The following is an 18,796-nucleotide window of genomic DNA, read 5'->3' as shown; positions in this document are numbered from 1 at the left end:
ATGACCAGTATCATTACCAACACCGGCGCTCTGGCAGCGCTTCAGACGCTTCGTTCTGTCAACCAGAACATGGAAACGACGCAGAACCGCATTTCGTCCGGCTACAAGGTCGAGACCGCTGCCGACAACGCAGCCTATTGGTCGATCGCAACGACCATGCGCTCCGACAACAAGGCCCTCGGCACCGTCCAGGACGCGCTTGGCCTCGGCGCGGCAAAGACCGATACCGCCTATACGGGTCTCGAATCGGCCATCAAGGTGGTCGACGAGATCAAGTCGAAGATCACCGCGGCCTCCGAGCCGGGCGTCGACAAGACGAAGATCAACAAGGAACTCGAGGAGCTGAAGAATCAGCTGTCCTCCATCGCTGAATCCGCGTCGTTCTCGGGCGAGAACTGGCTTTTCAATGCCGGTGAGGCGGGCGCGGGCATGAAGAACATCGTCGCCTCTTTCAATCGTGCGGCCGATGGTTCGATCTCGCTGACCACTCTTGAGTACAATGCCGGCGCTTCTATCCTCATCGACACGTTCGATGCTGGCCGCGGCCTGCTGACGAAGGATTGGGAGGTCGAACAGCCTGACGGTGCAGGTGGTACGGAGACGGCCAACTACTTCCTCTTGAACGTCGATGCCGGCACCGGACCGGCAGGGGATGAGATTGCCATCGACGACAGCACCACCAGCGAACAGCTGGCCGGCATGCTGAAGGCTGTCGAAGCCATGCTGCAAGGGCTGACCGATTCCGCCTCGACGCTTGGTGCGGTCACCAGCCGTATCGACATGCAGGAAGAGTTCGTCTCGACCCTGATGGACGCCATCGACAAGGGCGTCGGCCGTCTCGTGGATGCCGACATGAACGAGGAATCGACCCGGCTGAAGGCGCTGCAGACGCAGCAGCAGCTGGCGATCCAGGCGCTGTCGATCGCCAACACCAACGCCCAGAACATCCTGCAGCTGTTCCAGCAGTAAGGGTTTTCCGGCTCGGGGCGGACCGCCGCCAATGGTCTGCCCCGGATTGGACCGCGAACTGCCTTTCGCGGTCCAATCTCTTCACCTTCGCACAAGTTTGGCTGCCTAGGATCGGCACATATTCACGCTCTTTCCGCAAGGATGGTTTTCGCGTGTTTCCGGACATCAATCAGGACAGTGCAATGATCGCCGCGCCGACTTGTCGATTTTCACAGCGACGAACCCGTGCGAACCGGATCGGGCGCCGGACTGCCCCCTCGGGAGCCGCACGATGACCGCACCCCTGGCACGGTACCTGAAGGACTTCAGCGCCCCGCGCGTGCTGCCGACCATCCTTGCCGAAGAGGATTTTGGCTCGTCATTCTCGTTCGAGCCGGCGCCGTTGTTGCCAAGCGTCGAGGTCGACGTCGAGGCTGAGCGCGCCGAAGCCTTTGCCGAAGGCAAGGTGGAGGCCGAGGCCGCGGCACGGGCCGCCTGGGAAGCCGAGCGCGTCGAAATTGAAAGACGGCATGCCGAGGAGATCGCGGCACTGCGCCGATCGCTGGAAAGCGAGGCGCTGCTGCGCGTCGAAGCCGGCTACGCGGCCGCCGCCGAACGGATCGCCGCGATCGTCTCCGATCAGCTGGCCGGGGTGCTTGCTCCGGTGATGCAGGATGCACTGGCCACCAAGGCGACGCAGAAGCTGGCAGCGATGATCAGGACGGTCATGCAGGACGGAAGCGTCGGGCAGTTGACGGTGAAGGCGCCTGCCTCGCTGTTCGAGACCCTGAAGAAGGCTCTCGGCGACAATGCGCCTGACCTGCGGCACATCGAGACGACGGATCTCGACATCTCGGTCGACATCGACGAGGCGGTGCTCGTGACGCGGATGTCCGCCTGGGCCGGCAGCCTCAAGAAGGTACTCGGATGAGCGAACAGAACCACCATCACGGCAAGAACGAAATCATCATCATCAAGAAGCATGGCGGTGGTCACGAAGGCGCCCATGGCGGTGCCTGGAAGATCGCCTACGCCGACTTCATGACGGCGATGATGGCGTTCTTCCTCGTCATGTGGCTCGTCAATGCCGCCAACGAGGAAACAAAGGCATCGGTCGCCAGCTACTTCAACCCGATCAAGCTGTCCGACGAGACGCCCGCCAAGAAGGGCCTGGAAAAGCCCGTGGATGCAGCCGAAGGGCAGGAGAGCAAGGAACGTTCGAAGGTCAAGGCCGAGAACGAGCAGGTCGGCGCGTCTGCTGCAAGTGGCGAGGACATGACCTCCAGCTCCGGCGACCAATCCAACTACTCCGAGGCCGATTTCTTCGAAAACCCGTACTCGGTGCTTGCCGAGATTGCCCAGGAAGTCGGGCAGCAGGCCAATGTCAGCGCCAAGGGCGAGGGCGGTGCCAGCGTCTCCGGCCCGGCAACCGGTGCCGATGGCGGCGAAGCCTACCGTGATCCCTTCGATCCCGACTTCTGGACGAAGCAGGTCGAGGTGACGCGTGCCGACGGCCAGAAGACGGCGCAGGCTCAGGTGCCGCCGGTCGAGGAGGCGAGCGCCACGCCGCAGGAAATGCTGCCGCCGATGTCTCCCGCGCCGGTCGATCCCGCGGCTACCAAAATTGCGGCTTCTTCCGGCCAGGAAACCGCCGGCAAGCCGGATACCACCGAGGTCGCCGTCGCCGTGCCGCAGCCGCGACCGGACGCCGCAAGCATCAAGGCCGATACGGCTGCAGTTGCTGCACAGCAGAAGGCGGCCGACGATCTGAAGGCTGAGATCGAGAAGCAGATCTCCGGGATCCCCGGCAAGCTTGCCGAAGGGCTGATCGTCACGCCGACGGAGGGTGGCATGCTGATCACCGTCACCGACCAGTCGCAGACACCGATGTTCAACCTCGGATCGGCTGTACCGCGCAAGGAATTGGTGATGACGATGGAGAAGATCGGCGCCATCCTCAAGGACCGACCCGGCAATATCGTAATCCGTGGTCATACCGATGCCCGTCAGTTCAAGGGTGTTGCCAACGACAACTGGCGCCTGTCGGCAGCTCGTGCGCACAGCGCCTATTTCATGCTGGTCAAGGGCGGGCTTACCGAGACCCGCGTCAGCCAGATCTCCGGCTACGCCGATCGGCGCCTGCAGGTTCCGGATCAGCCGTTGGCGGATCAGAACCGGCGCATCGAAATCCTGCTCGAGGATAACAAGATCTGATGACACGGCGGATCCGGCATCGACTGCTTTTTCTGGCCGCAGCCGGAGTGTTCGCTTCGGCGGCGCCGGCTGCCTTTGCCCAGGCGGTCACCGAGAGCCTCGAACCCTACCAGATGCTGAGGTCGCTGCAGTTCGTCCAGGACACGGTTGTCATGGGCGATCATTCCGCCGGCGAGATGCAGCGATTCATGCTGAGCGAGCTGGACAGGAAGTTCCGCGTCGCCGATCCGCGCGTTTTCGATGACCCGCGCAACGTCGATGCTGCGTTGATCTACGCAATGAGCGGAGGCAATCCGGCGACGCTCGAACTGCTGGTCTCCAAGGACGTCTCTGGAAATTTCGACAACCGCGTCGCCGACGTCCTGCGCAAGTACCTGAACGGCCGCGGCTTGCTGGTGGCAAATACGCTCGCGGCGATGACGCCGGAATACCGCAGCCAGCGAGTCGGCCCCTACCTGGCGCTGGTTGCCGGCAACGTCATGGTTGCCAAGGAGCCGAAGCGGGCTCTCGAATTCTACGACTGGGCCCGCCTCATGGCGCCCGGCACAATCGTCGAGGAGGCGGCGCTGCGGCGCTCGATCGCCATCGCCATCGACGTGAAGATGCCCGACAAGGCATTCCTCTTCGCTCGACAGTATGCAAGGCGCTTCATCCATTCGCCCTACGCCAGCCAGTTCGCAGATCTTTTCGTCGGGCTGGTCGTCAAGCATTACGGCGAAATCTCGCGAGAGGACATCGAGGGCGCGCTGGACATCATGGACGATGACCGCGCCCGCGAAATCTATCTGCGCATCGCCCGGCAGGCGACGATCAACGGCAAGGGCGAGTTGGCCCAGCTGGCCGCCGACCGGGCACGCCAGCGTGGAGGCGATCCGGGTGCTGCATCCGGCAACGTGGCCAAGCTCTACAGTGGCGTCGCAAGCCTGTCGCAGGGCGACGTTGCGGACGCCCTGAAGGTAATGGGGGACGTGCCTTCCGATCAGCTTTCGCCGGAGGATCGCGCCCTGCGCGCCGCGGCTCAGCAGGTCGCCGAGGAGGTGATGCGCCCGCCGTCCGCCGCTCCGGACCAGGCTGTCCAGGGTCAAGACAGCCTGGAGCAAGACAAGCGGTCCAGTCTGCCAAATCAGATCAGTGCCGAGGAGACTTCGGCCGTCAAGGGGAATGAGACCACCGGCTCCAAGGCCGGGGTCGTGCCGGCTTCCGACAGCGCCAACAAACTTGATCCGGCCTTCACGACCTTCGTCGAGAAAAGCCGGTCGAACCTGAGCGCCGTCGACGACCTGTTGAGGGAGGAGAAATAATCATGTTCACTCCGGGATTGGGAGACACCACCCCCGTATCCACCACCCGTCCGTCCGCGTCGCGAAGCGGCGCCGAGGCCGGCAGCGGGTTTAGCGATACGATGTCCAGCTACGAACTCGAGAACGGCGGCCAGGATGGGCGCAGGTCCGACGACGAAGCCGAAAGCGATGCGGCGCGCGAAAGCGGCGGCAGCGCTTCGAGCTCGAAGTCGCGCCTCGATCTCGGCACACTGGCCGGCCGAACGGCGCAGATGTCCGGTGCGGCGAACGGCCTTGCGCCAACGGGCGACACCACCGTCGTCGTTGCAACACCCGACACGACGGCCGCCCTCGAAGCTGGCCACCTCGACCCGACGATGGGCGATACATTGCCGGAAGCGGCTGCCGACGTCGGCGGGCTCTCGGCCTTCGTCAATCGCGTCAAGAACCTCGGAGCGGCAGCGCTCGGTGTTCGCGAGACGTCGATGTCGGCCAAGTCGCAGGGCGAAGCGGCACTGCTTGAACAGGTGCGGGCGACGGGTAAGGGACAAAAGGGCGAGGCAACGGCTGCGGCCGCTGCTCTCAACGGTCCCGGCCGCACGCGCCATGGCGCCAGCCTGCAGGATGCCGGAAGCGCAACCGGCCAACAGCCCGCAGATCAGGCGGCTCTCAACAGCACGTCTGACGGGAGTGCTCAGCTGTCGGCGGCCGGGGATGCGGGCTCGATGCTCGGCATGCTCGGCGGCGCCATGCCGCCGACGCTCGCCCGCAGCGTGGCCCAGTCGACCCGGCAGGCATCGGCGAACGAAGGCGGCGCATCCGTCGGCAAGATCCGCGATACGCTGGCGCCTGACGATCTGCCGGCACCGGCCCTGTCACTCGGCGCCGACGCCACGACGGCAGACCTCTCGACAGATGCCAGGACATTCCGCTTCTCCTCGACCCGCGAAGGCCGGGCGACGATGGACATGATCGTCGGCGCAGACAGGGACGGAAAGACCAGCTTCGAAACATCGCGCTCGTCGAGCGGCGCGGCCGAGGGCGTGGTCGTGCTGGATTCGCGTCGCTATCTCGGGTTCAGCCAGTCGCAGAACGGCGCGGCGCTCACTTCGGCGATGGCGCAGGATGGCGAATGGGCACATGCGATGCAGCCGGGCAGCGCGCTCTCCAACGCCGCCACGCAGACCAGCACCGGCCAGGTGGTCAATACGCTGAAGCTGCAGATGACGCCGATCGAGCTCGGCAAGGTCACAGCGACCCTCAGGCTCGTCGGCGAGGAGCTGAGCGTGCACCTGACCGTCGAGAACCGTGCGGCGCATCAGCAGCTGTCGGAAGACAGCAGCGGCATTCTTGACGCGCTCCGATCGCAGGGCTTCCAAGTTGACCAGGTCAGCGTCAGCATCGTCGCTTCCAGCCAGTCGGAGACGCAGCAACAGCAATCCGATCAGGGCCAGCGCTCCTTCGGCTCCGAGCGGCAGCCGGATGGCGCGGGTGGTGGCCAGGGGCAGGGGCAGTCATCTGGCCAATCCTCTTCCAGAAATGCATCAGGGACGACTGAGAATGAGACTGCAATGGATGGTCGGCCTGGCGCCAATGCTGGCGGTCTTCGCTCTGGTGATCTCTACCTCTGACGCCAGGGCGGTGGCAGCCGGCGCCTGCGAGCGTGAGATTCAGTCCGCAGCGTCGAAATACGGCATCCCGGAAGGCATCCTTTATTCGGTCGGTCTGGCGGAGACCGGCCGCAAGGGGAGCCTTTACCCGTGGGCGCTGAACGTCGAGGGCAAGGCATATTTTCCGGAGGACCCGGCAGCGGCAATCCAGACCTTCCGGACCGCGCGCACCGAAGGCCGCAAGCTGATCGACGTCGGATGCATGCAGATCAATCAGCACTTCCACGGGGAGAATTTCACCTCCGTGGAGGACATGCTCAATCCCCGCCGCAACGTGGAATATGCCGCGAAATTTCTGCGCAACCTTCATGACAAGCATGAGACCTGGACGATGGCCGTCGCCAGATACCATGCAGGGCCCAATAACGACCCGGCACAGAAGCAGTATGTCTGCCGCGTCATCGCCAATCTGGTCGCCACGGGCTACGGAAAGTGGACGCCGACAGCCTCGCAATTCTGCCAATAAAGCAACTAAAGATTGATTGACACACGTCGTTAATTATCGGGTGTTCGGGTTGCGCTGATTTGTCCAAAATGAGGCGCTGCAAGCGCTTCGTTACGCAGTGTTAACTTTTCCACCGGAAAAATGTGCGGTCTCGTCGCGGTACCCACTAGATCTAGCGCAAATCGGGACGCAAACCTTAATCAACTATTAAAATGTATAGTTAACTTTGTAGAGTTGTCGCTGACTCCTCCGATTCGTACCCATAGTCCATCGAGGTACCACACTGATTCGGAGGCGGACGAATGATCGTAGTGGTTGATGAGCGTGAGCTCGTGAAAGAGGGTTACACCTCACTGTTTGGACGAGAGGGCGTACCCTCCACGGGGTTTGATCCTCGTGAATTTGGCGAGTGGGTGCATGCGGCAGCCGATACGGATATCGCTGCGGTCGAGGCATTCCTGATCGGTCAGAGCGATCATTCGCTCGAGCTGCCGCGGGCAATCCGCGACCGGACCACGGCACCGGTGATTGCGGTCAGCGATCATCCTTCGCTGGAAGCGACACTGGCACTGTTCGACAGCGGCGTCGACGATGTGGTGCGCAAGCCGGTTCATCCCCGGGAGATTCTGGCGCGTGCAGCGGCAATCCGCCGTCGCATCAAGGCGATCACCAACTATGTCGACATCGGCCCGATCCGGGTTTTCGACGACGGCCGGGACCCGGAAATTCAGGGCGACATCTTTCCCCTGCCGCGCCGCGAGCGACGCATCCTGGAATACCTAGTCGCCAACCGCGGCCGGCGTGTTTCCAAGACACAGATCTTCAGCGCCATCTACGGCATCTTCGACGAAGAGGTCGAAGAGAACGTCGTGGAGAGCCACATCAGCAAGTTGCGCAAGAAGCTGCGCAAGAAGCTCGGTTTCGACCCGATCGATTCCAAGCGCTTCCTCGGCTACTGCATCGACTGGGACTGACGCAGTCCTGGTCGCCGGGGCGCAATCCCACGCAAGATCAAGTCATGTCGAACCCCGGAAATCCCCAGCGGATCCGGGGTTTTGTTTTGCCCAGACCATGCCGGCGGCCTGTTTCGCCGACCCGACGGCACCGGCTCGGCACGGCCACAAAGGTCGAACCAGACAGTTTCACGCAAGGCCCGCCCTCTAGTGTCGCCGCATAGGCAAAACGAGGATTTGACATGAGCCTTTACGGAACGATGCGCACCGGTGTTTCCGGCATGAACGCACAGGCCAACCTTCTCGGAACGGTTGGCGACAATATCGCCAACTCGAGCACTGTTGGCTACAAGAAGGCCTCGACCGAATTTTCGTCCATGATCCTGCCGTCGACCGGCGGAAACTACAATTCGGGCGGCGTCCAGACCAACGTCCGCTATTCGATCAACACCCAGGGTTCGTTCAGCTACACGACGTCGCCGACCGACCTTGCGATCAACGGCTCGGGCTTCTTCATCGTCCAGGGCGCCGACGGTTCCGAGTACCTGACCCGGTCAGGCAATTTCGGCACTCAGGCAGACGGCACGCTGATGAACTCGGCCGGCTTCACGCTGATGGGCTACCCCTACGAAGAGAACGTCGATCCGACGATCGTCATTAACGGCTTCGTCGGTCTGAGCGAGATCAACGTCAAGGGCGGCGGCCTGCAGGCCACTCCGTCGACGGGCGGTTCCGTTCAGGGCAACCTACCGGTCAACGAGGCCGTCGGCTTCACCAAGTCGTCGTCGGTCGTGGCTTACGACAGCAAGGGCAATTCCCGTCTGCTGAACTACGTCTACACCAAGACCAGCGAAACCACCTGGGCGCTCGACGTCCAGTACAACGGCATCTCGATCACCGGCAACACACCGACGAAGTCGGCGACCGGCGCTGTCACCGGTACGCTGAACAACAGCCTGCCGGTCGATGCGACGAAGCCTGCCGCGACCTTCAAGTCGATCGCTTACGGCACCGACGGCTCGTCGCACGAGCTGACCTACAAGATGATCAAGACCGGCACCGATGTCGGCACCAACACCAATACCTGGGACCTCAAGGTCTATGACGGTACCGTCGAAATCGGCACCCAAGCCGTCACCTTCGATGCGACCACCGGTGCGATGACCTCGCCTGCTGCTCCCTCGGAACTGACGCTGACGGCCAACGGCACGCTTGAGGCTCTGACGATCGATCTGTCCGGCATCTCGGAAAGCGGCGCGGTGACATCCGTGGCGGCCTCGGCTGACGGCAACGGAAGAGGCCACCAGTTGACCTTCAACGGCTCCGGCGTCCTCACCAACCCGACATCGGTATCGACGACGCAGCAGACCATCGACGGTGCGACGCTGAACGCCCTGACGATCGACATCAGCAAGCTGACCGAGCTTGGCGCGGACTACTCGATCACCGGCGACGTCAACGGCAAGGGTGCCAGCGCGGTCGACAAGGTCGAGATCAGCAAGGACGGCATCGTCTCCATTCTCTACAAGAACGGCCAGTCGATCCCGAGCTACCGCATCGCGATGGCCAACGTCCAGAGCCCGAACAACCTCACGCCGCTGGCCGGCAACGTCTACTCGCAGAGCCAGGATTCAGGCGTCATCGTCATGGGTTATGCCGGCAGTTCCGGCTATGGCGAGATCCTCTCCAGCGCGCTCGAAGACTCCAACGTCGATATCGCCGAGGAGCTGACGCAGATGATCCAGGCGCAGCGCAATTACACGGCCAATTCCAAGGTCTTCCAGACCGGCTCGGAACTCCTGGATACGCTCGTCAACCTGAAGCGGTAACGAGCGGTATCCCTACAGAGGCAAACTAGATGTCGCTTTCCACAGCACGGTCCACGGCACAGTCGATCTTCAACAATACGGCACGTCAGACGTCGGTCATCGGGACCAACATCTCCAACGTCCAGAACGGCGACTACAACAAGCGCACCGTGATGATCGTATCGACGGAGCACGGCGCGCGCGTCGGCTCGGTCTACCGCGAGGAAAATGCGGCCCTGTTTCGTCAGTCACTGGAAAGCAACTCGTCTGCAAGCGCGCAGGCGACGCTGACCGACGGCTTGACCAAGGAAATCGCCAATCTGCTCGGCGGCGGCAACTACGACCGCTCGCCGAACACCTACCTCTCCACCTTCCGCGATACGTTGAGCTCGTACGGGGCAAAGCCCGCCGACACCACCTTGGCTGCCGGCGTCGTCTCCGCCGCCAAGGATCTCGTCCAGTCGCTGAATTCCACCTCGACCGGCCTGCAGGCCATCCGTCAGGATGCCGACAAGAAGATCAACGAGCAGGTCGGCAACCTCAACGCCCTGCTGGCGAGCTTCGAGACGGTCAATACCAAGGTCATCCAGGCGACCTCGACCGGAAACGACCCGAACAGCGCGCTCGACGAACGGGATGCCCTGCTGAAGAAGATTTCCGATCTCGTCGGCATCTACTCGGTCACCCGCGAAAACGGCGACATGGCGCTGTACACGTCGGAAGGCACGACGCTGTTCGAGACCATTCCGCGCGTTGTGTCGACGAAACCGATGGAAAGCTACAACGCCGGCGCAATTACGCAAGATGTCTTCATCGACGGCGTCGCCATAACGCCAGGCGACGGTGGCGATACCTCGGCCAAGGGTTCGCTCCAGGCACTGCTGCAGATCCGCGACCAGGTTGCGCCGACCTACCAGCGCCAGCTCGACGAGATAGCAACAGCTCTCATCTTGATGTTCAAAGAGGAAAATCAGAACGGCAACGGCAGTTTTGCAGCAGGCCTGTTCTACGACATCAAGAATCCATCACTACCCATATTGCCTGATCCGGCAGCGGGCGAGCCTAAGGAAAAGCTGGATATCAAGCATATGCCGGTCGACGATATGTCGACGCGCATCAGGATTAGCGCCGCGGTCTTGCCGCCGACGGGTAACCCTGCGCTCATTCGAGATGGCGGTATCGCGGGTGAAGCATACCGTGCGAACCCCGACGGATCGAGCGGCTATTCGGAACTGCTCGACAACTACGTCGAGAGCTTCGAGGACGTGAAGTTCGGCTTCAGCGACAGCAGTTCCATCGGCGGCGATCAGTCGGTTCTCGATTTCTCGACCGCATCGGTCGGCTGGTTCGAATCTCTGCGCAGCTCCGCTTCCAACGCCGACGAAACCAAGACGGCGCTCATGGCTCGCACAAGCGAAGCGTATTCTAATGTCACCTCGGTCAGCCTCGATGAGGAACTGTCGCTGCTTCTGGATGTGGAGCAGTCGTACAAAGCCGGCACCAAACTGCTGAGCACCATCGACGAGATGATCAAGACGCTGCTCGATTCGGTAGGATAAGTTATGAAGACTTCATTCAGCTCCAATCTGTCGATCCAGAACAGCCTGCGCCAGGCCATGGAGAAGGCGCAGAAGGATCTGGTGGCCGCCAATCTGGAGGTCACCACGGGACTGCACGCGGATATGGGCGTGGCGCTCGGATCCTCGACCACCCACAGCCTGGATCTCACCCGCGACCTGCTGCGCATCGAAAGCCTGCAAGGGGCGAACGGTCTCGCCAAGACCCGCATCGACAGCTCTGAAGGCGCCCTGAAGGTGATGGCCGAACAGGTGACGACGGTGAACGGCCTGCTGACAGGCCTCACCAACAGTGATTCCACCATCGACGCCGTGGTGACGACCATGAAGCAGGCGCTCAACACCTTCATCTCCAGCGGCAATTCCTCGGTCGCCGGCGAATATCTGTTTGCCGGAACGAACAGCGACGTGAAGCCGCTGACCTCCTACTCGGAAGAAAATTCGGCTCTGAAGACTGCCGTCGATGCCGAGCTGACCTACTTCATGGCCAATCAGGTGCCGCCGGTAACCTCGAAGACGGAACTGTCGGCCAGCCAGATGGGCGTCTTCCTTGATGACCTCGAGAAGAAGTTCAACGGCACGGAAATGACCACCAGCCCTCCGCAGCCGGCCGACAGTGACGGCAAGGACTTCTGGAAGGAATTCGGGTCTAAGGCTTCCGACAGCAACATGACGACCCGCATCACGTCGAGCGAAACGATCGAGAGCTCGGTCAATGCCAACGACCGCGGCTTCCGCAACTTCGTCTTTGGTGCAGTGGTTTCCATCGAACTCTTGCCGGGTGTTTCCGACGCGGCGCGTGCCGTCGTCTCGGAACGGGCGCAGCAGGCGATTGGCCGTGCATCGTCCGGCATTTCCAGCCAGCGCACGCAGCTCGGCCTGTCGAGCGAACGGATCACCAAGGCAACGGATTCGCTGTCGGCCCAGAAGGCGATCTTCGAAAACAGCATCAGCGATCTGCAATCGGTGGACCCCTACGAGGCGGCCACCCGGGTCAACTCGCTGAAGTCGCTGCTCGAGGCGGCCTATACGCTGACCGCCCGGATCCAACAGCTGAGCCTCATAAACTACCTTTGATGACCAGAGGGAGTCGATGAAAATGAAGGATACATGAATGTACCAGTTTTCATATGCCGAGATCATGGACGATGACGTCGCTGACGCCAAAACCCGCGAACGGCAGGCGCTTGATCGTGCGATCGAGCTGCTGAAAGCGGCACGAGACGACAAGCCCAATTCCCGGGCCAGCATCGAGGCTCTGTTCTACACCCGGCGCGTCTGGATCCGGTTCATCGAAGATCTCCGGCAGCCGGAAAACGAACTGAATACCGAACTGCGTGCCAATCTGATCTCCATCGCCATCTGGATCTTGAAGGAATGCGAGCGGATCAGGCGGCGGCAGTCTGACAATTTCCAAGGCATCATCGACGTGACCACCATCATCAGGGATGGACTTAAATGAAAAGTACGCTGCGCATCTCGCTGAAATCCGGCGAAAGAATCTTCATCAACGGTGCGGTTCTTCGCGTCGACCGCAAGGTGGCGCTGGAATTCCTCAACGACGTCACCTTCCTGCTCGAGAACCACGTTCTCCAGCTCGAAGACGCCACGACGCCGCTCCGCCAGCTCTACTTCATCGCCCAGATGATGCTGATCAACCCGGAGGGCAAGGACCAGTCGATGGCCATGTTCCGCAAGTCGGTCACCATGCTTCTCACCTGCTTCCAGGACGAGGAAGTGCTGGCCGAACTGAAGCGCATCGACGCGATGGTCGTCAGCGGCCGGGCTTTCGACGCGCTGAAGGCCATCCGCGGCCTCTACAGCATCGAGGACCGCATCCTCAACAACCAGGAAATGACGCCGGCGACGGTCGAGCAGATCCGCCGGGAGATTGCACCATGGCGGTAGATACGGTCACTTCGGCCACCGCCTCGTCCAACCCTTGGGCCAATGCGGCAGCGTCCAGCAATGCTGCCAACAAGGCCAGCCTGAACTATGACAGCTTTCTGAAGCTGCTCATCGCGCAGATGAAGAACCAGGATCCGACGGAGCCAATGGACGCATCCCAGCAGATGTCGCAGCTGGCGTCGTTCTCTCAGGTCGAGCAGACCATCCAGACGAACACCCACCTGAAGAGCATGCTGCAGGCGGAAGCTCTGACGCGGGCCGGCGATATTGTTGGCAAGTACATCATGAGCGCCGACGACAAGGTCACCGGCAAGATCAAGGAAGTCCAGGTCTATTCGGACGGCGTCATCGCACTGACCGAAGGGGGCGACAAGGTCCTGCTGCAGGCCGGCGTCGTGGTCTCGGACAAGCCAATTGCTGCAACACCTGCTGCCGATGATTCGGCCGCGGCCGACGGCCAGAGCGACACCTAGAGCGAAAGCTCGACGTAACCCCGACAGGCCGGTAGAACTGGCCTGTCGAATCACCCGAATGAGTCGGGGGCCCCGCGCTTAAGCGGGCAAGGAGTGGCTCCATGAATGAAGCCGATGCACTGGAAATCATGCAGGCCGCCATGCGCACGGTCCTGATCGCCTCCGGTCCGGCCATTCTGGTGGCGATGGTGGTCGGGGTCGGCGTCGCCTTCCTGCAGGCATTGACGCAGATCCAGGAAATGACGCTGACCTTCGTGCCGAAGATCGTCGCCATCCTGCTCAGTCTGGGGCTGGCCGCGCCGTTCATCGGCAGCCAGATCTCCATCTTCGCGAACCTCGTGTTCTCGCGGGTCCAGACCGGCTTCTGATCCGAGCGATCAGGGCCGGCAGTTTCCGTCTGCCATCCTCGCACAAGCTTCGCAGGCTAGCGTGATGGTTGACTGGCGTGACCTCTGTCGCGCCGCCTTCTCATGAAGAGACGGAAATACGATGGCACAACCACCTGCTCTCGCGATCCCCAAGGTCGCTCCGAACGGTCGCGATATCGGTTTCGCACTCGGCATCGTCTGCATCCTGTGCATTCTGTTCCTGCCGGTCCCGACCTTCCTCATCGACATCGGCCTTGCCTTCTCGATCGCCTTCTCGGTGCTGATCCTGATGGTGGCCCTGTGGATCCAGAAGCCGCTGGATTTCTCCTCGTTCCCGACCATCCTGCTGATCTCGACCATGGTCCGCCTGTCGCTCAACATTGCGACGACCCGCACGATCCTGTCGCACGGCCATGAGGGACATGACGCAGCCGGCGGCGTGATCGCCGGTTTCGCCTCACTGGTAATGTCGGGCGACTTCCTGATCGGGGTGATCGTCTTCCTGATTCTCGTCACCGTGAACTTCATCGTCATCACCAAGGGCGCCACGCGTATCGCCGAAGTCGGTGCCCGCTTCACCCTCGATGCCATCCCCGGCAAGCAGATGTCGATCGACGCGGATCTTTCCGCCGGCATCATCGACGAGAAGGAAGCGCAGCTTCGCCGCCGTGAGCTCGAAGAGGAAAGCATGTTCTTCGGCGCCATGGACGGCGCCTCCAAGTTCGTACGCGGCGACGCCATCGCCGGCCTGATCATCACCGCCATCAACATCTTCGGTGGCATCGTCATCGGCTATTTCCGTCACGGCATGCCGATCGGCGAAGCGGCCGACGTATTCGTCAAGCTGTCGGTCGGCGACGGTATCGTCTCGCAGATCCCGGCGCTCGTCGTGTCGCTCGCCGCCGGCTTGCTCGTCACCCGCGGCGGCACCGCCGGTACTGCCGACAAGGCCGTGCTCGATCAGCTCGGCGGCTATCCCCGCGCGCTCTCGGTCGCCGCCGGCCTGATGGGCATCCTCGCGCTGGTCCCCGGGCTTCCCTTCCTGCCGTTCACCGTGCTCGGCGGCCTGATGGCCTTCGGCGCCTGGCTCGTGCCGCGCCGCGTGGAAGCGGAAAACCAGCTGCGCCGCGATTCCGAGGAGATGAAGGTCACCCAGACGAAGGAAGCCGAGAAGGATTCCGTCAAGTCGATGCTGAAGACCGCCGAGATCGAGCTTGCGCTCGGCAAGCAGGTGTCGACGCGGCTTCTCGGCGCGCATCAGGAACTGGCGTTCCGGGTCGGCAAGATGCGCAAGAAGTTCGCCACCCAGTACGGTTTCGTCGTTCCGGAGATCAAGGTCACCGACGACATCATGATCCCGGAGAAATCCTACCAGATCCGCATCCACGGAACGACGGTCGCCTCCAACAGCCTGCGCGTCGGCGACGTGCTGGTGGTCACCGGCTCGGGCCGCAAGCCCAGCATTCCGGGTGACGAGATCCGCGAACCGGCTTTCGGCATGCCGGCCGTGTCCATCCTCGAAGCGTTCGCCGAAGACCTGAAGCGCGAAGGCTTCCATCCGATCGACAACGTCTCGGTGGTGCTCACCCATCTGAGCGAGGTGATCCGCAACAATCTTCCGCAGCTTCTGTCCTACAAGGACGTCAAGATCCTCATCGACCGCATGGACCCCGAGTACAAGAAGCTGGCCGACGAGATCTGCTCGTCGCACATGTCCTATTCCGGTCTGCAGGCAGTGCTCAAGCTGCTGCTGGCGGAGCGGGTCTCGATCCGCAACCTGCATCTCATCCTCGAGGCGGTGGCGGAACTGGCGCCGCATGTGCGCAAGACCGAGCAGATCGTCGAGCATGTGCGGGTGCGCATGGCCCAGCAGTTGTGCGGCGATCTGGCCGAAAACGGCATGCTGCGTGTCCTGCGCCTCGGCAGCAAGTGGGACCTGCTCTTCCACCAGGCACTGAAGCGCGACCAGAAGGGCGAGGTGCTGGAATTCGACATCGACCCGCGTACGCTGGAGGAATTCAGCGAGCAGGCGAGCAAGGTGATCCGCGAATTCATGGACCGCGGCACGCCTTTCGTGCTAGTCACCTCTCCGGAAACGCGCTCCTACGTGCGGATGATCATCGAACGCCTGTTCCCGACGCTGCCGGTCCTGTCGCACGTCGAGTTGGCCAAGGGTCTCGATATCAAGATACTGGGCTCCATCTCATGATCACAGACCCGCAGGGGACCGTGTTGGCACTCTTCCTGGCCTTCTGCAGGATAGGCGGGTGCATCATGACCATGCCGGGTTTCTCCAGCGCCCGCGTGCCGGGCAATCTGCGCCTGTTCCTGGCGCTTGGCGTGTCGGTCGCGCTCGTCCCCGTTCTGTGGGATGTCATCTACCCGCAGGTCGGGCAGCCGCCGGCCACCTATGTCGGGTTGATCGCTTCGGAAACGCTGATCGGCGTGACCTACGGGATGATCGCCCGCATCTACGTGATGGGCCTGCAGTTCGCCGGCGCCATCCTGACCATGTCGATCGGATTCACCGCTCCCGGCGGCCACGACATCCTCGAGGATTACTCGGAAACCGCCGTCACCAGCCTGATTTCCTTTTGCGGCCTGATGCTGCTGTTCATCCTCGACTTTCACCACATCGTCTTCCGGGCGCTCGTCGATTCTTATACGGCAACGCCCATCGGTGCAGTCCTCGAGCCGCAGAAGATGCTGATCACGCTCACCGACACGCTGCGCGCCTCGACCTACATCATGCTGCGCCTGGCGAGCCCCTTCCTCATCTACGGCCTGCTGTTCAACGTCGCGATCGGCCTCGTCAACAAGCTGGCGCCGCAGATCCCGGTCTACTTCATCTCGACGCCCTACCTGATCACCGGCGGCATCTTCATGCTGTATCTGGCGATCGGTGCCATGGTCAGGCAGTTCGCCGATGGCTTCGGCCCTGTCTTCAACGCGTTCTGAGGCGACATGGCGAGCAGCGGACAACCCCGGTCGAAAAAGCTGAAGCGCCTCGTCAATGTCCAGCGGCACCTCGAGCAGATGGCCGAGAGCGAGCTTGCCTCCACCACCCGGCAACGCAGCGAACTGGGCGAATCGATGGATCTGGTGATTTCCGCCATCGGCTCGATGACGCCGGTGCACATGCAGTTCTCGCAGAACTATTCCGAGCGCTTCGGTCGCCTGATGATCAAGGACAAGCAGCTTTCCGGCGTCCAGCAGGTGCTGGAGGCGCGGGTCATGCGCGAGCGCATCAAGGGCGACCGGCTGGAAGAGCAGATGAAGGATGCCCGTGATCTGGAGGATCGCGAGAAGGAAGACAACGCCATCTACGATCTCCTGGACATCACCCTGTCGGGTGGAGGGGCGAAGGGCTTTCGATAAAATCAGGCGGCCCGCCGACCGATCAGGCCGGACGCCAGCCTCCAGCAAGCTTCACCCCGCATAGTCTCGCCACTTAGACGAAAGGAAGCTCAAGTGGCGATCTCTCCTCCCAGCGATCTCGTGCTCGACGTTCTGCGTGCAGCGGATCCCCAAGACGTTCAGGCCGCTCAGGCAAAGCTTAAGGCAAATCGCGCGGCTTTCGCGGCGACCAGCCTTGCTGCTGCCGGCACCGGCTTTGCGACCACCATCGACCTGCTCGATGGGACCGAATCCAGGGCCAAGCTCAGCCACAACGACAAGTCGGTGAAGTCGGCCGAGATGCCGGAAGAATACCGCAAGTTCGAAGCCTCGATCCTGCAGAACTTCGTCAATTCGATGATGCCTAAGGATAGCGAAGAGGTCTACGGCAAGGGTTCGGCCGGCGAATTCTGGCAGAGCATGATGTCGGAGCAGATAGCCGAACAGATTTCCAGACAGGGTGGCATGGGCATTGCCGAGCAGGTCTACTCTCAGTCCCTGCAGAAGGTGCGCAACGAGGCGGTTCCGAACGCAGCGACGGACGAGGACAGCCGCAATCGCGCAATGAGCATGCTCGACGATTTTCAGCGAAAAGTTTTTGATCTCGCGCCGACCGAGCGCAGCCAGGCATGATGGCGAATAGAATGGGAGAGGAAGATATGGACGTTGTCTCAAGCGACTATCGCATCAAGACGGTACTTGGCCGGCTGGAAATGATCATCGACAACGAGAACGATCGCATCGGCAGGGATCCGCAGTTCGACCTCAAGGTGTCGAACGCGCACAAGAGCCGCTGCCTCTACGAATTGACCATGCTGTTCCGCGGCGCCAGCCCGCAGGAATTCGTCACCAATCACATCGAGCAGATGCACGCCTTGAAGGCGAAGCTGGCGCTCAATGCCCGTCGCGTCGAAGCGCATCTCAACGCCGTGCGCACCGTGGCCGACCTGCTGAAGAACGCCGTGCGCGATGCCGACGGCGATGGCACCTACACGCAAGAACAGTTCCTCTACAGCGAATCCTGATGATCAAGCTCGTCCTCACCGGTCTCTGGGTCTGCGTCGTGACGCTCGGCGCAGTCTACTTTTCCGTACAGATGTCCGCTCCGCCGCCACCGGTGGACGAGGCGGCTCTGCTGAAGGCGAAGTCGGAACTGGTGAAGGGCGAGTCGATCAACGTTCCGCTGTTGAAGAACGGCAACGTCCAGGGCTATTTCCTGACGCGGATCTCCTTCCTGATGGACAAGGAGAAGGTCAAGACCGTGCATCTTCCGGTCACCGAGATGATGACCGACGAGCTGTTCACCATGCTCGTCGGCAACAAGATGGTTGATCCCAACAATGCCGCCTCCTTCGACCTGCAGGCCTTCCGCAGCGGCATCAAGGATACGCTGAACAAGAAATTCGGCGACGACTACGTTCTCGAGGTGCTTGTGGAGCGGTTCGACTACCTGTCGAAGGACGATATCCGCGCCAACAGCGAGCGCTCGGTCGGCAAGCAGATTTCCCCGACGAAGATCGTCGAGGGACAGACAGCCGACGCGCCGGCAAGCACCGGCCACTGACCTTCTGCCACTCATTTTCGGGTGATGGCCGCCGATCGTCGTTAACGCCGGCCGAACGCGGCCCATCCAATTCTCGGCCGAGCCTTAAACGCGGTTTCACGCGTCTCTGATATCTGTGCAGCCCAGATCATTCGTGCCGAGCAGCTGCCACCATGACATCAAAAGACGACGCCAAACTCCATTGGCGCAGAT

Annotated in this window: 20 protein-coding genes; all 20 read left to right on the top strand. The window is 61.8% G+C overall.

Translation table 11 applies throughout. The features are described from left to right. A complete protein-coding gene (locus ACR65N_RS05365) occupies positions 1–969 on the top strand; it encodes a flagellin N-terminal helical domain-containing protein (RefSeq protein ID WP_440456042.1) in 969 nt (322 codons plus the stop codon). Positions 970–1,240: 271 nt separating this feature from the next. Further along, positions 1,241–1,879, top strand: a complete 639-nt coding sequence (locus ACR65N_RS05360; RefSeq protein WP_440456041.1) for a hypothetical protein — start codon at positions 1,241–1,243, stop codon at positions 1,877–1,879. Next, a complete protein-coding gene (locus ACR65N_RS05355; protein WP_440456040.1) occupies positions 1,876–3,162 on the top strand; it encodes a MotB family protein in 1,287 nt (428 codons plus the stop codon). Before ACR65N_RS05360 ends, ACR65N_RS05355 begins: the two co-directional genes overlap by 4 nt. After that, positions 3,162–4,463 (top strand): chemotaxis protein MotC, encoded by a 1,302-nt coding sequence (motC, locus tag ACR65N_RS05350; protein WP_440456039.1) that lies wholly within the window; start codon positions 3,162–3,164, stop codon positions 4,461–4,463. The genes ACR65N_RS05355 and motC overlap by 1 nt, the downstream gene beginning before the upstream one ends. Before the next feature lie 2 nt (positions 4,464–4,465). Then, complete coding sequence (fliK, locus tag ACR65N_RS05345; RefSeq protein WP_440456038.1) at positions 4,466–6,073, top strand: flagellar hook-length control protein FliK; 1,608 nt, start codon at positions 4,466–4,468, stop codon at positions 6,071–6,073. Further along, complete coding sequence (locus ACR65N_RS05340; RefSeq protein ID WP_440456037.1) at positions 6,003–6,578, top strand: transglycosylase SLT domain-containing protein; 576 nt, start codon at positions 6,003–6,005, stop codon at positions 6,576–6,578. Before fliK ends, ACR65N_RS05340 begins: the two co-directional genes overlap by 71 nt. A 281-nt stretch (positions 6,579–6,859) precedes the next feature. After that, positions 6,860–7,531: a winged helix-turn-helix domain-containing protein gene (locus ACR65N_RS05335; protein WP_430305937.1), complete on the top strand. Its 672-nt coding sequence runs from the start codon at positions 6,860–6,862 to the stop codon at positions 7,529–7,531. A 221-nt stretch (positions 7,532–7,752) separates the two neighbouring features. Then, entirely contained in the window at positions 7,753–9,339 is a 1,587-nt protein-coding gene (locus ACR65N_RS05330; protein WP_440456036.1) for a flagellar hook protein FlgE, read from the top strand. A gap of 29 nt (positions 9,340–9,368) precedes the next feature. Then, on the top strand, positions 9,369–10,877 hold the full coding sequence (gene flgK, locus ACR65N_RS05325; protein ID WP_440456035.1) for a flagellar hook-associated protein FlgK: 1,509 nt from the start codon (positions 9,369–9,371) through the stop codon (positions 10,875–10,877). Between the two features lie 3 nt (positions 10,878–10,880). Further along, on the top strand, positions 10,881–11,972 hold the full coding sequence (locus tag ACR65N_RS05320) for a flagellar hook-associated family protein (RefSeq protein ID WP_440456034.1): 1,092 nt from the start codon (positions 10,881–10,883) through the stop codon (positions 11,970–11,972). 37 nt (positions 11,973–12,009) lie between these two features. Beyond that, complete coding sequence (gene flaF / locus ACR65N_RS05315; RefSeq protein WP_430305932.1) at positions 12,010–12,357, top strand: flagellar biosynthesis regulator FlaF; 348 nt, start codon at positions 12,010–12,012, stop codon at positions 12,355–12,357. Next, complete coding sequence (flbT, locus tag ACR65N_RS05310) at positions 12,354–12,803, top strand: flagellar biosynthesis repressor FlbT (RefSeq protein ID WP_430305931.1); 450 nt, start codon at positions 12,354–12,356, stop codon at positions 12,801–12,803. The genes flaF and flbT overlap by 4 nt, the downstream gene beginning before the upstream one ends. After that, entirely contained in the window at positions 12,794–13,276 is a 483-nt protein-coding gene (flgD, locus tag ACR65N_RS05305) for a flagellar hook assembly protein FlgD (protein WP_440456033.1), read from the top strand. The genes flbT and flgD overlap by 10 nt, the downstream gene beginning before the upstream one ends. Before the next feature lie 101 nt (positions 13,277–13,377). Further along, on the top strand, positions 13,378–13,644 hold the full coding sequence (gene fliQ, locus ACR65N_RS05300; RefSeq protein WP_430305929.1) for a flagellar biosynthesis protein FliQ: 267 nt from the start codon (positions 13,378–13,380) through the stop codon (positions 13,642–13,644). Positions 13,645–13,765: 121 nt separating this feature from the next. Further along, positions 13,766–15,853 carry a flagellar biosynthesis protein FlhA gene (gene flhA / locus ACR65N_RS05295; protein WP_440456032.1) on the top strand — a complete coding sequence of 696 codons (2,088 nt, stop codon included), beginning with the start codon at positions 13,766–13,768 and terminating at the stop codon, positions 15,851–15,853. After that, positions 15,850–16,602 carry a flagellar biosynthetic protein FliR gene (gene fliR, locus ACR65N_RS05290; protein WP_430305927.1) on the top strand — a complete coding sequence of 251 codons (753 nt, stop codon included), beginning with the start codon at positions 15,850–15,852 and terminating at the stop codon, positions 16,600–16,602. The genes flhA and fliR overlap by 4 nt, the downstream gene beginning before the upstream one ends. A gap of 6 nt (positions 16,603–16,608) precedes the next feature. Beyond that, positions 16,609–17,022, top strand: coding sequence for a hypothetical protein (locus ACR65N_RS05285; protein ID WP_440456031.1), 414 nt, complete (start codon positions 16,609–16,611; stop codon positions 17,020–17,022). A gap of 93 nt (positions 17,023–17,115) precedes the next feature. After that, positions 17,116–17,673 (top strand): rod-binding protein, encoded by a 558-nt coding sequence (locus ACR65N_RS05280; RefSeq protein ID WP_440456030.1) that lies wholly within the window; start codon positions 17,116–17,118, stop codon positions 17,671–17,673. A 26-nt stretch (positions 17,674–17,699) separates the two neighbouring features. Beyond that, on the top strand, positions 17,700–18,065 hold the full coding sequence (locus ACR65N_RS05275) for a hypothetical protein (RefSeq protein ID WP_430305924.1): 366 nt from the start codon (positions 17,700–17,702) through the stop codon (positions 18,063–18,065). Then, positions 18,065–18,604, top strand: a complete 540-nt coding sequence (locus tag ACR65N_RS05270; protein ID WP_440456029.1) for a hypothetical protein — start codon at positions 18,065–18,067, stop codon at positions 18,602–18,604. Before ACR65N_RS05275 ends, ACR65N_RS05270 begins: the two co-directional genes overlap by 1 nt. The last annotated feature ends 192 nt before the right edge of the window (positions 18,605–18,796 follow it).

The sequence above is a fragment of the Rhizobium sp. SAFR-030 genome (assembly GCF_059415005.1).
This window is presented reverse-complemented; position numbering and strand designations above follow the sequence as displayed.